This is a genomic window from Paenibacillus sp. 19GGS1-52 (genome assembly GCF_022369515.1).
Taxonomy (GTDB): domain Bacteria; phylum Bacillota; class Bacilli; order Paenibacillales; family Paenibacillaceae; genus Paenibacillus_AQ.
On sequence record NZ_CP059724.1, the window covers coordinates 1,596,733 to 1,611,516 of the forward strand.

Annotated in this window: 13 protein-coding genes; 12 read left to right on the forward strand and 1 reads right to left on the reverse strand. The window is 47.1% G+C overall.

Annotation, left to right across the window (positions count from 1 at the left end; genetic code table 11):
- Window positions 1-2: 2 nt before the first annotated feature.
- On the forward strand, window positions 3-1,259 hold the full coding sequence (clpX, locus tag H1230_RS07520; RefSeq protein ID WP_239714899.1) for an ATP-dependent protease ATP-binding subunit ClpX: 1,257 nt from the start codon (window positions 3-5) through the stop codon (window positions 1,257-1,259).
- 111 nt (window positions 1,260-1,370) lie between these two features.
- On the forward strand, window positions 1,371-2,513 hold the full coding sequence (gene ispG, locus H1230_RS07525) for a flavodoxin-dependent (E)-4-hydroxy-3-methylbut-2-enyl-diphosphate synthase (RefSeq protein WP_239714900.1): 1,143 nt from the start codon (window positions 1,371-1,373) through the stop codon (window positions 2,511-2,513).
- A gap of 114 nt (window positions 2,514-2,627) precedes the next feature.
- Here ispG and H1230_RS31380 read toward each other — a convergent pair whose 3' ends face one another.
- Window positions 2,628-2,759, reverse strand: coding sequence for a hypothetical protein (locus tag H1230_RS31380; RefSeq protein ID WP_275591159.1), 132 nt, complete (start codon window positions 2,757-2,759; stop codon window positions 2,628-2,630).
- Between the two features lie 431 nt (window positions 2,760-3,190).
- On the opposite strand from H1230_RS31380, the gene H1230_RS07530 reads away from it, so the two are divergent.
- From H1230_RS07530 to H1230_RS31520, 10 genes are all read left to right on the forward strand, one after another.
- Entirely contained in the window at window positions 3,191-3,862 is a 672-nt protein-coding gene (locus tag H1230_RS07530) for a hypothetical protein (protein ID WP_239714901.1), read from the forward strand.
- 161 nt (window positions 3,863-4,023) lie between these two features.
- Complete coding sequence (lonB, locus tag H1230_RS07535; protein WP_239714902.1) at window positions 4,024-5,733, forward strand: ATP-dependent protease LonB; 1,710 nt, start codon at window positions 4,024-4,026, stop codon at window positions 5,731-5,733.
- Window positions 5,734-6,106: 373 nt separating this feature from the next.
- Window positions 6,107-8,506: an endopeptidase La gene (gene lon, locus H1230_RS07540; protein WP_239714903.1), complete on the forward strand. Its 2,400-nt coding sequence runs from the start codon at window positions 6,107-6,109 to the stop codon at window positions 8,504-8,506.
- A gap of 12 nt (window positions 8,507-8,518) precedes the next feature.
- A complete protein-coding gene (gene yihA, locus H1230_RS07545; RefSeq protein ID WP_239714904.1) occupies window positions 8,519-9,175 on the forward strand; it encodes a ribosome biogenesis GTP-binding protein YihA/YsxC in 657 nt (218 codons plus the stop codon).
- 207 nt (window positions 9,176-9,382) lie between these two features.
- Complete coding sequence (locus H1230_RS07550) at window positions 9,383-9,970, forward strand: non-ribosomal peptide synthetase module (RefSeq protein ID WP_239714905.1); 588 nt, start codon at window positions 9,383-9,385, stop codon at window positions 9,968-9,970.
- A gap of 106 nt (window positions 9,971-10,076) precedes the next feature.
- Window positions 10,077-10,859, forward strand: a complete 783-nt coding sequence (locus H1230_RS07555) for a tyrosine-protein phosphatase (protein ID WP_239714906.1) — start codon at window positions 10,077-10,079, stop codon at window positions 10,857-10,859.
- A gap of 158 nt (window positions 10,860-11,017) precedes the next feature.
- On the forward strand, window positions 11,018-13,021 hold the full coding sequence (locus H1230_RS07560) for an S-layer homology domain-containing protein (RefSeq protein WP_239714907.1): 2,004 nt from the start codon (window positions 11,018-11,020) through the stop codon (window positions 13,019-13,021).
- 102 nt (window positions 13,022-13,123) lie between these two features.
- The gene (locus H1230_RS07565; protein ID WP_239714908.1) at window positions 13,124-13,903 is read left to right on the forward strand and encodes a YveK family protein; all 780 of its coding nucleotides are present in this window, start codon (window positions 13,124-13,126) and stop codon (window positions 13,901-13,903) included.
- On the forward strand, window positions 13,884-14,570 hold the full coding sequence (locus H1230_RS07570) for a CpsD/CapB family tyrosine-protein kinase (RefSeq protein WP_239714909.1): 687 nt from the start codon (window positions 13,884-13,886) through the stop codon (window positions 14,568-14,570). The genes H1230_RS07565 and H1230_RS07570 overlap by 20 nt, the downstream gene beginning before the upstream one ends.
- Before the next feature lie 42 nt (window positions 14,571-14,612).
- On the forward strand, window positions 14,613-14,783 hold the full coding sequence (locus tag H1230_RS31520; RefSeq protein ID WP_345773408.1) for a hypothetical protein: 171 nt from the start codon (window positions 14,613-14,615) through the stop codon (window positions 14,781-14,783).
- Window position 14,784 lies beyond the last annotated feature (1 nt).

Genomic DNA, 14,784 nt, shown 5'->3' on the forward strand with positions numbered 1-14,784 from the left:
AGATGTTTAAATTTAATGATGAAAAAGGTCAGCTGAAATGTTCCTTCTGCGGCAAATCACAAGAGCAGGTTCGTAAGCTTGTAGCAGGACCAGGCGTTTATATATGTGACGAATGTATCGAATTGTGCACTGAAATTGTGGAAGAAGAGCTTGGATCTGAGGAAGAACTGGATCTTAAGGATATTCCGAAACCAATGGAGATTCGCAATATTCTCGATCAATATGTAATCGGCCAAGAACAGGCGAAGAAATCATTGTCCGTGGCAGTTTATAATCACTATAAGCGAGTGAACAGTCAGAGCAAGATTGAAGACGTTGAACTCACGAAGAGTAATATTCTATTGCTCGGTCCAACGGGTTCGGGTAAGACACTGCTAGCGCAGACGATGGCGAAGATCATCAACGTTCCTTTTGCCATAGCGGATGCTACTTCCTTAACGGAAGCTGGTTATGTTGGTGAAGATGTAGAGAATATTCTGCTGAAACTGATCCAGGCTGCTGATTATGATGTGGAGAAAGCAGAACGCGGTATCATCTATATTGATGAGATTGACAAAGTAGCACGCAAATCCGAGAACCCGTCCATTACCCGTGACGTATCTGGAGAAGGCGTACAACAGGCGCTCTTGAAGATTCTGGAAGGAACTGTAGCTTCCGTACCTCCGCAAGGTGGACGTAAGCATCCGCATCAGGAATTCATTCAGATCGATACGACGAACATTCTGTTTATCGTTGGCGGTGCTTTTGATGGTCTGGAGCAAATGATCAAACGCCGTATCGGCAAAAAAGTCATTGGCTTCAATTCAGCAGTTGAAGGACAAAAGGATCTGAAGACTGGCGAATACCTCTCTATGGTATTGCCGGAAGATCTGCTCAAATTCGGACTTATTCCTGAGTTTGTAGGTCGCCTGCCGATTATCTCGACTTTGGAGCCGCTTGACGAGAATACACTGGTACGTATTCTTTCCGAGCCGAAGAACGCGCTCACGAAGCAGTATATCAAGCTGCTGGAAATGGATAACGTTGCGCTGAAGTTTGAGCCGCTGGCCCTGGAAGCTATAGCCAAGGAAGCGATCAAACGCAATACGGGAGCCCGTGGACTGCGCGCCATTATCGAGAGCATCATGCTGGATGTGATGTATGAGGTTCCTTCACGCGATGATATCAAGGATTGCATCATCACAGAGAAGGTCGTTCAGGATAAGTCTATGCCTGAGCTAGGGATCAAGAAAGACAAGAAGCAAGAGGAAAGTGCCTAAGCTTTCCTTACGTTTTAACAATACATGCCACAGTCTCCACCTTTCTTCCGCTTTCCCGCTTCAACGGCGGGAGCGAAGGGGTGGAGCTTTGGCGTTATGGGGGAGAAAATCATGTTCTTGAGACATCAGACACGTCCTGTCAACGTTGGCGGGCTCATTATTGGGGGAAACAACGAGGTTGCTATTCAAAGCATGTGTACCACCAAAACTGCAGATGTCGAAGCGACTGTAGCTGAAATATTGCGGCTGGAGGAAGCCGGCTGTCAACTGGTGCGAGTAACGGTCAACAATGAAGAGGCCGCTGCAGCCATTAAGGAAATCAAGAAGCAGATTCATATCCCGCTAGTAGCAGATATTCATTTTAACTATAAGTTAGCACTGTTAGCTATAGAGAACGGTATCGACAAGGTACGTATTAATCCCGGTAATATTGGCCGTCGTGATAAGGTAGAAGCCGTGGTTCAGGCTTGCAAAGAGAAAGGTATCCCCATCCGGATCGGCGTAAACGCCGGTTCCTTGGAGAATCATCTGCTGGAGAAATACGGTTACCCCACACCGGAAGCTATGGTTGAGAGCGCCCTATTTCATATTGGAATTCTAGAAGAGCTGGATTTCCACGACATTATCGTTTCTTTAAAAGCATCCGATGTACCTATGGCCATCGAAGCCTATCGCCAAGCAGCACAAGTTATCCCGTATCCGCTGCATCTGGGCATTACTGAATCCGGCACGTTATTCGCCGGTACAGTCAAGAGCTCGGCAGGTATAGGTGCGCTGCTCTCTATGGGCATTGGCAGCACCGTACGTATCTCGCTCAGTGCTGATCCAGTCGAAGAGGTCAAGGTAGCACGTGAGCTGCTCAAGACTTTCGGTCTGATCTCGAATGCGGCAACACTGATCTCTTGCCCGACCTGTGGACGCTTGGATATTGACCTGTTCTCCATCGCTAACGAGGTGGAAGAATACATCTCCAAGCTCAAGGTGCCGATTAAGGTATCCGTACTAGGTTGTGCCGTTAACGGCCCTGGTGAAGCCCGTGAAGCCGATATCGGTATCGCCGGCGCCCGTGGCGAAGGATTGTTGTTCCGCTATGGAGAAATGATCCGCAAAGTACCGGAAGCGGATCTCGTTTCCGAGCTGAAGAAAGAGATTGATGCTATCGTTGTGGAGTATGAGGCGACGGGTGAGATCCCTGGCCGTAAGCATGCTAATCTTGCACCGCCGGTGCAAGCGGGAAATGCAGGGAAGAACTGACAGGATCTAAATTTATTGCTTATTGAAATTTTAGTTATTTCATAACTGCTGTGGCGAAGAACGCCCCATTGTGCACCGGTTTATCCGGCTGCGCTAATGGGGCGTTTTTTTTATCTAACGGTCTACCGTCGTGCTGTTACCCTGAACCCAGTGTCCAGTGGTGCCCATTGCGCCGTGCACATTGTGCCGTGCCCAGTGCCCAATGCCCAATGCGCTGTGCTGTTTATCTACTGCCCAAGTACCCACTGTGCTGTTTACCCAATGCCCATTGCGCCGTGCTGTTTATCCAGTGCCCAAGTACCCACTATGCTGTGCCGTCGACCCCGTACCCTTTACTCTGTACTCTTTACTCTGTACCGTCTACACCCATCGCGCCTAGCCGTCGTAATCAACCACTCGGGGTCGCCTTAGAAGGACATTATTGAATTAAAGGGAATTTCTCCCTCTAAAATCACGAAAAAGAGCTTTAAACGGTCATTAGAGGGAATTTCCCCCTCTAAAATCAGGATATATAGCTAAAACGGGGTATTTCCTGAAAATTAGAGGGAGAAATCTCCGCTAAATGTGCTTTTCTAGATAATTCTTAATATTTAAAGGGAGAAATTCCCTGTAACTCGACAGGGTTTCTACATATGCATTTGTTTTTTTCACTTATATCTTGAATGGAGGAAGAACAAATGAATTACGAACAAGCGCATGAGGAATTTATTCAGCAGTATGTGGCCTGTAGAACAGGAGAACGACGTGGGAGGCTGGAGAGAGGGCATCGGCATGCGGAAGAGTTGTTTTTAAGGAATGTTTGGTGGCCCCTGCGTAGTAATTTCGATGATTTGCACCCTGAGTATGAGATACTGGATTGGCGTGGACGTTCTTATTTTGCAGACTTTGCTTTCTTGCCGGGTCCCGTCAAGATCTTATTGGAGATTAAAGGCTTTGCTACTCATGTAAGAGACATGGACAGGCAAAAATATAGCAATGAGCTGAATCGCGAAACTTTTCTGAGTGGATTAGGGTATCAAGTCCTTTCATTTTCTTACGAAGACGTGGAGCAACGTCCTGAACTGTGCATCACGCTGCTGCGTATGGTGCTGAGCAGATATCAGACCCTAGGGGCGCCGATAGGTAGAGTATTGCTTATTGAGAAAGAAATCATCCGTTTCGCCGTTCAACATACTGGAATGATTCGGCCCAAAGATGTGGCGGACTATTTTGAAATGGACCCCAAAACGGTACGTTTAATGCTCTCGAAATTATGCGATAAAGGCTGGCTTAACTCTGTGAAAGTGGGGAGAGGTATCAGAATAGTTGGGTACATGCTGGCACGTGATGTTCTTTATTATTGGGATTGATACTTATGGAGTGGGTCATACTTTATTGAATACTCTGCAACAGTTTGCCCGTGGGTAACAAATCCGCCTAGAAACGTTTACTAATTACCGAAACGGCTATACTACCTAGTAGTAGCCGAGGTTTAGGAAAGGTAGACTGAAATGAAACAGGGGGATGACCTATGGGATTAAGTTTATTGCTGATGATCGTGCAGCTCTTTTTTGCACTGGTTATCGGCGTTTATTTTTGGAACCTGCTGCGGGGACAGAAGAGCAATAAGACAGCGGTGGACCGGGAGTCGCGCAAGGAGCTGGATAAGCTGCGGAAAATGCGGATGATCTCCCTGACCAAGCCATTGTCGGAGAAGACACGACCAGCTTCAATTGGAGATATTGTTGGGCAAAAAGATGGCCTGCGCGCCTTAAAGGCCGCTTTATGCAGCGCTAATCCGCAGCATGTGATCATCTACGGTCCGCCGGGGGTAGGGAAAACTGCTGCCGCACGTGTAGTTATGGAGGAAGCGAAGAAAAATGCTTTCTCTCCCTTCAAGAGCGATGCTAAGTTCACTGAGATTGATGCTACCACTGCCCGCTTCGATGAGCGGGGTATTGCCGATCCGCTCATCGGTTCAGTGCATGATCCGATCTATCAGGGGGCTGGAGCGATGGGAGTGGCAGGGGTGCCGCAGCCGAAGCCGGGCGCTGTAACCAAAGCGCATGGAGGAATATTGTTTCTTGATGAGATCGGAGAGCTTCATCCGATTCAGATGAATAAGCTGCTTAAGGTACTGGAGGACCGAAAGGTGCTATTGGAGAGTGCTTATTATAACTCAGAGGATAGCAATACACCTGCTTATATCCATGATATTTTTCAGAATGGGCTGCCCGCGGATTTCCGGCTGGTCGGGGCAACTACGCGCTCACCAGACGAGATTTCGCCTGCGCTACGTTCCCGCTGTATGGAGATCTATTTCCGTCCGCTGCTGCCGGATGAGATTGCGGTTATTGGCCGGGATGCCATACAGAAGATCGGCCTGAAGCCGAGTCCGGAAGCCGTTATGGTAGTGCAGCAATATGCCACGAATGGTCGCGAGGCAGTCAATATGATCCAGTTGGCTGCGGGATTGGCGTTGACAGAGCAGCGGGATACGCTGAACGCTGCTGATGTTGAGTGGGTAGCGGGCAGCAGCCAGCTGCAGCTGCGTACGGAGCGCAAGATTCCGACTACTCCGCAGATAGGATTAGTGAATGGGCTTGCGGTGTACGGGCCCGGTATGGGAACACTACTGGAAATTGAGGTATCAGCCGCACCCGCCGCCAAAGGTCAGGGCAGGCTGAATGTGACCGGAGTTGTCGATGAAGAAGAGATTGGTGGAGGCTCGCGCACGATCCGGCGAAAGAGCATGGCCAGAGGCTCAGTGGAGAATGTGCTGACTGTACTGCGCAGAATGAATTTGGAGCCGGATCGTTATGATCTGCATGTGAATTTTCCTGGCGGAACACCGATTGATGGACCGTCGGCAGGAGTTGCAATGGCGGTGGCCATCGTCTCCGCAATCCGGGGTTTACCGGTGGATAATACAGTAGCAATCACCGGGGAGATCGGTATCCATGGGCGGGTGAAGCCAGTCGGAGGAGTCATTGCCAAGGTGGAGGCAGCTTTTCAAGCGGGAGCCACAACAGTGCTTATTCCAAAAGAAAACTGGCAGACACTCTTCGCCGATCTCGCACCGCTGCAGGTCATTCCAGTGGAGACCGTGGAGGAAGTGTTCCGTCACCTGTTTGGCGCCCACACCGCCGATGTGAGACTGCCTGCGGTGGCAGGAGAGACGTTCTCGACTGCGTCTTCACTTCTGAAGGCTGATGCTGCGGGAGAGATAGCAAAAGGCTGACCGACGATAACTATAAAGGAGAAGCGGCAGATCATCTGTCGCTTTCTTTTTTTGAAATATCAGGGTTGATATGTTTCACAGATAATTTACTTAATCTGATAGTTCTCGAAGAAGCGGGTACCGTCCATAATAGGACAGCGAAGTCGTTCTTCTTGATACATCGTACATTTTAATATAGATTAGCCTGCTGAAGTACGTTAAGATAAGGCGTTGCCTCATAAAACAAGGGTCATAGTTGAGTTAAGGGCAACGCCTAATGGAAAATGTTAGAACACTATCGCTTTGAGCAGCGAGGCCGTTGGTGTTTTGAGGCTGCTTTTGTTAGAATGAGTACATATGACACTACTTAAGAACCATGGGAGGTGCGAAAGCGATGATACCCAACAAATCCAAAGGTCGTCGTTTTCCTTTATTGCCGCTTAGAGGTCTTCTTGTGTATCCTAGCATGGTTCTTCACCTAGATGTGGGACGCGAGAAATCAGTTCGGGCGCTGGAAAAAGCTATGGTTGAAGATAACTTAATTCTCCTCTGTTCTCAGTCAGAAGTTAATATTGAAGAACCGGGGCAGGAAGATATATTTCGGGTTGGCACCGTTGCAAACGTACGGCAGATGCTGAAGCTGCCCAATGGCACGATTCGTGTGCTGGTGGAGGGTGTGGAACGGGCCGAAATTCTTCATTATACAGACAATGAGGAGTACTATGAGGTCATGGCGCGTGAGCTTCCGGAAGAAGAGGGCGGTGACCAGGAGAGTGACGCATTAATGCGTTCTGTTCTGAATCAGTTCGAGCACTATATCACTTTGTCTAAGAAGGTTACACCGGAGACCTTAGCTGCTGTATCGGATATCGAAGAGCCTGGCCGGCTTGCCGATGTGATTACGAGTCATTTGGCGCTGAAAATTAAGGATAAGCAGGAGATTCTGGAGACGATCGATGTCCGCAAACGTCTGGAGAAGCTGCTAGATATTCTAAATAACGAGCGTGAGGTGCTGGAGCTCGAACGTAAGATTAACCAGCGTGTGAAGAAACAGATGGAAAAGACGCAGAAAGAATACTATTTGCGTGAGCAGATGAAAGCCATCCAGAAAGAGTTGGGCGAGAAGGAAGGCCGAGCTGGAGAAGCGGATGAGCTGCGGGCTCAGATGGAAGAAAAGGATATGCCGGAACGCGTGAAAGAGAAGATTGAGAAGGAAATCGACCGTCTGGAAAAAATGCCGGCAAGCTCGGCTGAAGGCGGCGTAATCCGTAATTACGTGGACTGGCTGCTGTCTCTCCCTTGGAGCGAATGGACCGAGGATGATCTGGACATCCAGAAGGCAGAGCAAGTGCTGGATGCGGATCATTACGGACTGGAGAAGCCGAAGGAACGTGTGCTGGAATATCTCGCAGTTCAGAAGCTGGTCAAGAAGCTTAAGGGTCCAATTCTGTGTCTGGTAGGGCCTCCTGGTGTCGGCAAAACATCACTGGCTCGCTCTATCGCTCGTTCACTGGATCGTAAGTTTGTCCGCATTTCGCTCGGCGGCGTGCGGGATGAGGCGGAGATTCGTGGTCACCGCCGTACCTATGTAGGCGCGATGCCTGGCCGGATTATCCAGGGCATGAAGACAGCGGGGACCATTAATCCCGTCTTCCTGCTGGACGAAATTGATAAGATGGCGGCAGATTTCCGCGGCGATCCTTCAGCAGCGCTGCTGGAGGTGCTCGATCCGGAGCAGAACAATACATTTAGCGACCATTTCATCGAGCTGCCTTTCGATTTGTCGAACGTCATGTTCGTGACGACAGCCAATGCTGTGCATAACATCCCGCGTCCTTTGCTGGACCGCATGGAAATGCTGTACATTCCCGGATATACGGAACTGGAGAAGCTGCAGATTGCTAGTCGTTATCTGCTGCCGAAGCAGAGAAAGGGCCACGGGCTGGAGGAAGAACAGTTGACAATCAAGGACGATACCCTGCTGCGCATTGTCCGTGAATACACTCGGGAATCCGGTGTGCGTAATCTCGAACAGCAGATTGCGGCCTTATGCCGCAAAGCCGCGAAGCAGATCGTGTCCAATGAGAAAGAAACTGTGACTATTCTACCCGATGACATCAAGGATTATCTTGGTGCATCGAAGTACCGGTACGGCATGGCGGAGCTGGAGGATCAGATCGGTACCGTGACCGGGCTGGCCTGGACTGAGGTCGGTGGCGATACGCTATTGATCGAAGTAACGGTTGTGCAGGGGACCGGCAAGCTGACGCTTACTGGCCAGCTTGGCGATGTCATGAAGGAATCGGCGCAGGCCGCTTTCAGCTATACCCGTTCAAAGGCGGAGGAGCTGGGACTGAAGCCTGATTTTTATGAGAAGATTGATATTCATATCCACATTCCTGAAGGAGCAATTCCGAAGGATGGTCCGTCTGCAGGAATTACGATTGCTACAGCCTTGATCTCCGCACTGACGAAACGTTATGTCTCGAAGGATGTGGCCATGACCGGAGAGATCACATTGCGCGGACGTGTATTGCCTATCGGAGGTTTGAAAGAGAAGATTCTTGCAGCCCACCGGGCTGGATACAAGAAGATTCTGCTTCCCAAGGATAATGAGCGCGATCTGAAGGAAATACCAGAGAGTGTACGTAATGACATGGAGTTTGTACCAGTATCCCATATGGATCAGGTATTGCTGCACGCGCTTGTAGATCACAAGAAACACAAGGAACATAAGGAACACCAAGAACATCAGATAGAGATTAGCATTGAGCCACCTAGCAGTGTGCATTAGAAAGGAAGACCTATGAAAGTTAACAGTTCCGATTTCATAATCAGCGCCGTCGGCCCTGATCAATACCCTGATGATGGCCTGCCGGAGATTGCTCTGGCAGGGCGCTCCAACGTAGGGAAATCCTCCCTAATCAATAAGATGATTAACCGCAAGAATCTGGCGCGGACAAGCTCCACTCCGGGTAAGACACAGCATATGAATTATTACCTTATCAATGAATTAATGTATTTCGTCGATTTCCCAGGTTACGGGTATGCCAAAGTGTCCAAGACACAGCGTGCATCCTGGGGCAAGATGGTCGAGAAATATATGTCCGAGCGTGAGACGTTAAGACTCGTGCTGCTCATTGTAGATCTTCGCCATCCGCCGAGTGCGAATGACAAGATGATGTTCGATTGGCTAAAGCACTATGATCTTCCGATGTGTGTAGTGGCTACCAAGGCCGATAAGATTCCAAAGACCCGCTGGGACAAGCATATTAAGATCATGAAGCAGGGGCTTGGCGTTCTGCCAGGAGATAACTTCATACCTTTCTCTGCGGAGATTGGTCTGGGTAAGGATGCGTTATGGGAATTAGTCGATGGGTATATTGTACCTGACGCAGAAGAGGCTTCAGGAGTGAACGAGGACGAGGCTCCGGTAGTTCAGGACGCTGGAGACGAAGCTTAAGTACGGAATTCCCTGTGAACTAGCTAGGAATAACGCGTTATTCTAACAGAATAGTGAGTAAGTGTTATGAATTGACTAGCTGAACCGTAATCCTCCCGTTTTAAGATCAATTATGGGGGAATTTCATAATCCTTCGTAAGAGAAATGAAAAGGCACTTCATTGTATAATCATGCTATTAGATTGTTACAAAGAATTGAGGGATTATTATGGCTCAGCGATTAGCTACGGAATATGTGAACGCCACTTTGCAGATGACAGAATTTCAGTTGAACCAGTTCCTGCTGTCAGCAGATACTTGTTATATTAGCCACCGTGTGAAGGTGCTAGGGGGCGGAGAACAAGAGATTGTGCTGGAGGAGGCTGAGGGAGAGGAAGTTCACTTGTCCTTTGAACGCAAAGGAAGTATTTACGTCTGTGCGCTTTCCTGCCAGGTGGTGAATCCTCATCTGAATAACGCAGTCCGCAAACTATTCATTACTTACAAGGGCACCGGAACGGTGAACAGAATTTATAAAGGATTCACAATGATGTATTATTATGAGCAAGGCTCGGTCCGCCGAATCTCTGAGCTTACACAGCACGGTAGCAAGACGGTATATCAACATAAGCACTCCGTGGCCGAAATGATGCGGTTATATCAATCCGAAGCTGTAGAACGGGAGATTGAGGAGTTGCGCCGGAAGACCAATGTATTACTTGATATGCGGAATGTTATCTATCTTGAAGCCGAGCTCATAGAAATTGACCGTGAATTACAGATTATAACTCAGCGTTTATTTCAGCTGGAGGCCTAGGTTTAACAATAGAGCGAGTCCATTTGTCAATCATTTCCTAGTGAAATGGTTGTATTTTTTTGCCGTAAACCTTTAGATTTAGCAGGGAAGGACCGATAGAAAAGATATGATAGATATTCATAGCCATATCTTACCCTTTAGAGATGACGGAGCCGCTGATTGGGAAGCCGCTCTCGCCATGGCACAGGATGCCAATAGAGACGGGATAACAACCGTCATTGCCACGCCCCATCATGCCAACGGAATGTACATGAATCCAGCCTCTGAGATCCGACAAGCTGTAATCGAACTGAATGAGAGACTTCGTCAGATCGGCAACCCACTGATCGTTCTTCCAGGTCAGGAGATTCGGATATATGATGATCTTTTTAATGATCTAGAGCAGGGGCAATTACTTAGTCTCGCGGGTTCACGTTATATTTTATTAGAAATGCCCTCGTCGCGTGTTCCGCGCAATATGGAGGAAGTCTGCCATGAGTTGATCATTCAGGGCTTCATCCCGGTCATCGCCCATCCGGAGCGTAACGCTGGCGTTGCTGCCGATCCTTCCCAATTGGAGAGATTAATAGAGCTGGGTGCACTGGGACAGGTAACTGCACAGAGCCTAGCAGGGGTGCTAGGGAACAAGCTTCAGAAGCTGTCACTGGAGCTGTGCTGCAAGAATCTCGTCCATTTGGTAGCTTCAGATGCTCATGATAGCGCTAATCGTCCTTTTGGACTAAGGGAAGCCTACTCAATCCTGGAGAAGGAGCTAGGTTTAGAGATTTGCGGTTATTTCCGCAAAAATGCGCAGAAAATAGTGTTGAATGACGAGATTATTCAAGAGAATTATGCACAAACGAGAACAATAGTTCATAAATTGTTCGGATTTTTTTCTCGCAAAGGCTGACCAATCGCTAGATTGATGGTAGAATGGGTATTACTGGATTATTGTTATAATTTGTTGAAATGTGCAGACATTAGGACAGAATGAGCTTCACAAGGGGAATTTAAGCGTAAATAATGGCAATTCCGAATTACAAATACAATAAAGAGGTGGATGAACTAGTGAATTTGAAGAAGAAATTAGCCGCATCAACGTTAGCAGTAAGTATGGTAGCAGCATCAGTTGCAGGATTTCCGTTCAGCAGTAAAGGATTGGCTCAACAGTTTGGAATCGTCGGAACAGCATCAGCAGCAACTAGCAACGCAGATGTGACTACTAAGATTAAGAAAGTGTATGCACAATTGACGGCTACAGATGCTACATACCTTTACAAGTTTAAACAAGAGGTTGCAGGAATTTCACAAGATACTTTCGAAGAGATCTTCGCACCGATTCTGAACAAGCTTAAGACGAAGGTTGAATTGACTCCAGGTGATGTTACAACTTCCTATGATCTATTCAAAAGTGTTTCCAGCGTAGTCTATGATGTCTATGCAGATGGCACTGATGTAATTAAGAATACTCTTTATATCGATAAGAACGTTGAACTGCTGAACAAGATTGCCCTGGCAGCTAACGTGCAAGATCTTACATTTGCCGATCTTAATGATTTCTTGTTCGGTACGAGCGGCGTTGAAGTCGAGCTGGTTAAGTTGGTAAGTAGCAAGACTTTATCACAGTTAGTAGATATCATCGCCAATCCTACAAGTCAGGATGCTTTACTTGATGAAGCTATAACTAAAGTACTAAGCCTCAGAACAGGATCTGGAGCATTGACAGTTAGTCAGGTAGTTTACAATCTGGGTATTACTTCAGCTGACGTGAAGCAAACTTTTAGTAATCTGAATACAGAGATTGTAGCTGCTAAGCCTGCATTACAGGCACTTGCTCTTGCTTATGTTAAGGCTTATGGATTAGGTTATGTTGCTCCTACTAATCCTGGTACAACTGGCTCTACAACTACAACTACAACAACTACGACTACTGCACCAGCAATCTACAATGTTGCCAGCCTGGTTACTACTGTAAACGGAGTAGCTACTTTGAAACTGGTTGACGCTGATGTACTGAAAGCCTTTGATGCACTTGTTGCAGCTAGCACAGTCAAGACAGGCCTTACATTAACACTTGATCTTGGAACTGTTACCGCAGCATCCGTTGAAGTTCCATTGTCCCAAGCTATCATTGAAGCTGCTAAAGCTAAAGGTATTGCTAATATCGCTGTTACTGTCAATGGTCTGACCATTACAATTCCAGTAGGTCAATTCAGTGCAGCAGTTAAATTGACTGTTGCTACTATAGCCGATACCACAGTAACTTCTGTTACTAAGCTGAAGCTGGCTTCAAATGTATATGAATTTGATCTGACCGTTGGCGGAGTAGCAACAACTAAATTCAAACAACCACTGACAATCAAATTGCCGCTTAAGAATGTAGATGGACTAGATAAAGAACTGCTATCTGTAGCGAAGCTAGTATACGGCGACTTGCAGTTCCAAGGTGGCGTAGTTGACGGCGCGTTCATCATTGAACCACGTGACACCTTCTCTTCTTATGCAGTACTTGAGAACAAGGTAACGTTCACGGATATTGCAAGCGTTCAAGTATGGGCTGGAAGACAAATTCAAGTCGTAGCCGCTAAAGGTGCGATTGAAGGCATTGGCGCAGATAAGTTCGCTCCTAAGAGCAACGTTACTCGCGCTGAATTCGCGAAGATGCTCGTTCGTGCTCTGAATCTGGAGAACACTACTGCAACAGAAAGTTTCTCAGATGTGAGTTCTACCGCTTGGTACGCTCCATATGTAGCAGTTGCCGCTGAGAAGGGTATCATTACTGGTCGCAGTGCTTCCCAATTTGATCCTAACGCTACGATCACTCGTGCTGAAATGGCGACTATGATCTCCCGTGCAGTGAAATCAGTTAAGGGATTGACTGAAGCAACACCAGCATCCGCACTTAACAGCTTTAGCGATGCTTCCAAGATCGCTGCTTCCCTGAAAGATGGCGTTGCCTTCGCAGCAAGCCATAACTTGGTCATCGGCAATGCTGGCAAGTTCAATCCGAACAATACAGCTACCCGTGCTGAAGCAGCAGTCATTATCTACCGTACAATTAACTTCAAATAAATAAATAGGCCAGTGAAGAGCCTCCTTTCATGCAGGTGAAAGGGGGCGTTTTTTTGGAATTGGTAATGAAATATTACAGAAACACTTTGGAGGGAATTTCACTTGTCATCACAAGAATTGGATCTTCGCGATTATTTCCGGATCGTTAGAAAGAGACTATGGCTGATCGTTAGCATAGTAGTAGTAGTGTGTATTCTTGCTGGGGTATACAGTCTGTACATCAAGAATCCGGTATATGAAGCTTCTACGAAGATTATTGTCAACCAGACTCCAACTCAGTCAACGGCTGGACAGCTTGACTTGAATCAGATTAATACGAATATTCAATTGATTAATACGTACAAGGAAATTATTAAGACACCTGCTATCCTGGATATTGTTACTAAGAACTATCCGCAGTTCAATATCACTTCAGAAGAGTTATTAGGTAAAGTGAATGTCAGCTCTGTAAATAATACGCAGGTGATGACACTTGTCGTTCGAGATAATTCATATCCAAGAGCCGCTGAAATTGTAAATGCCATTTCACTTGTGTTTAAGCAAGAGATTCCTTCTCTGTTCAATGTTCAGAATGTATCGATCCTGAATGAGGCCAAGGTGAATCCACCTGTGCAACCTGGTCCAGTAGAACCGAATGTAATGTTAAACCTTGCGATCGCCTTTATAGTCTCATTAATGATTGGTTTAGGGATAGCCTTCCTGCTGGAATATCTGGATGATACCTTGAAGACGGAAGAAGATATTGAGAAGATTCTAGGACTGCCAACGCTAGCGATGATTGTTAGACTGGGACAAGAAGAGACCAAACAGACAGATTCACAGCTTCAGGCACAACAGTCCAGAAAGGCGGGTGAACTCGAACATGTCACAGTTGCCAAATAAACAACGACACTTGATTACGGTTACGAATCCACGTTCTCCTGTATCCGAAGCCTTTCGGGCGCTGCGTACGAACATAGACTTCTCCTCTGTAGATGAGAGAATCCAGATCATTATGGTGACCTCTTCGGGTCCAGAGGAAGGGAAATCTACTGTAACAGCTAACCTCGCTGCTGCTTATGCACAAGCTGATAAGCATGTACTGTTAATTGATGGAGATCTGCGTAAGCCGACATCACATAAGACATTCTCATTGAGTAACCGCTTGGGATTATCCTCCTTGCTGTCTCAGCAAGCGAATCTGGAAGATACAATCCAAGAATCAGGGGTTCCTAATCTATCTATTATGACTTCCGGACCGATTCCACCGAACCCGGCTGAGATGATGGCCTCCAATCGGATGAGTGCTGTCCTGCAGGAGCTTCGTCATCGGTTTGATATTATTCTTATTGATACGCCTCCATTATTAGCCGTTACAGACGCACAGATTGTCGCTTCCAAGAGTGACGGTGTCATTATGGTCGTTAGCTATGGCAAGGTGAAGCGGGATATTGCTGTGAAGGCCAAGGCTGGACTCGACCGGGTTGGCGCACGGATTCTGGGTGTGGTACTGAATAATGTGAAACGTAAGGCCAGTGAAGGCTACTACTATTACTACTACGGAAATTAGAGTATTGCACGAAGAAATATGTTGTTTTTGGAGGCACTAAAAATGACAGCGAAATCCAGAGTGTTTATGTTGTTCCTGATTGATATGGCCATTATCTGGTTCAGTATTGTGACATCCTATGTGTTCCGGTTCTATGATGCTATTCCTCCAGAGTATATCATCCAAATGTTTCAGTTTGGTCTGATCTCCACCGTAGCTACGGGGGGAGTCTGAT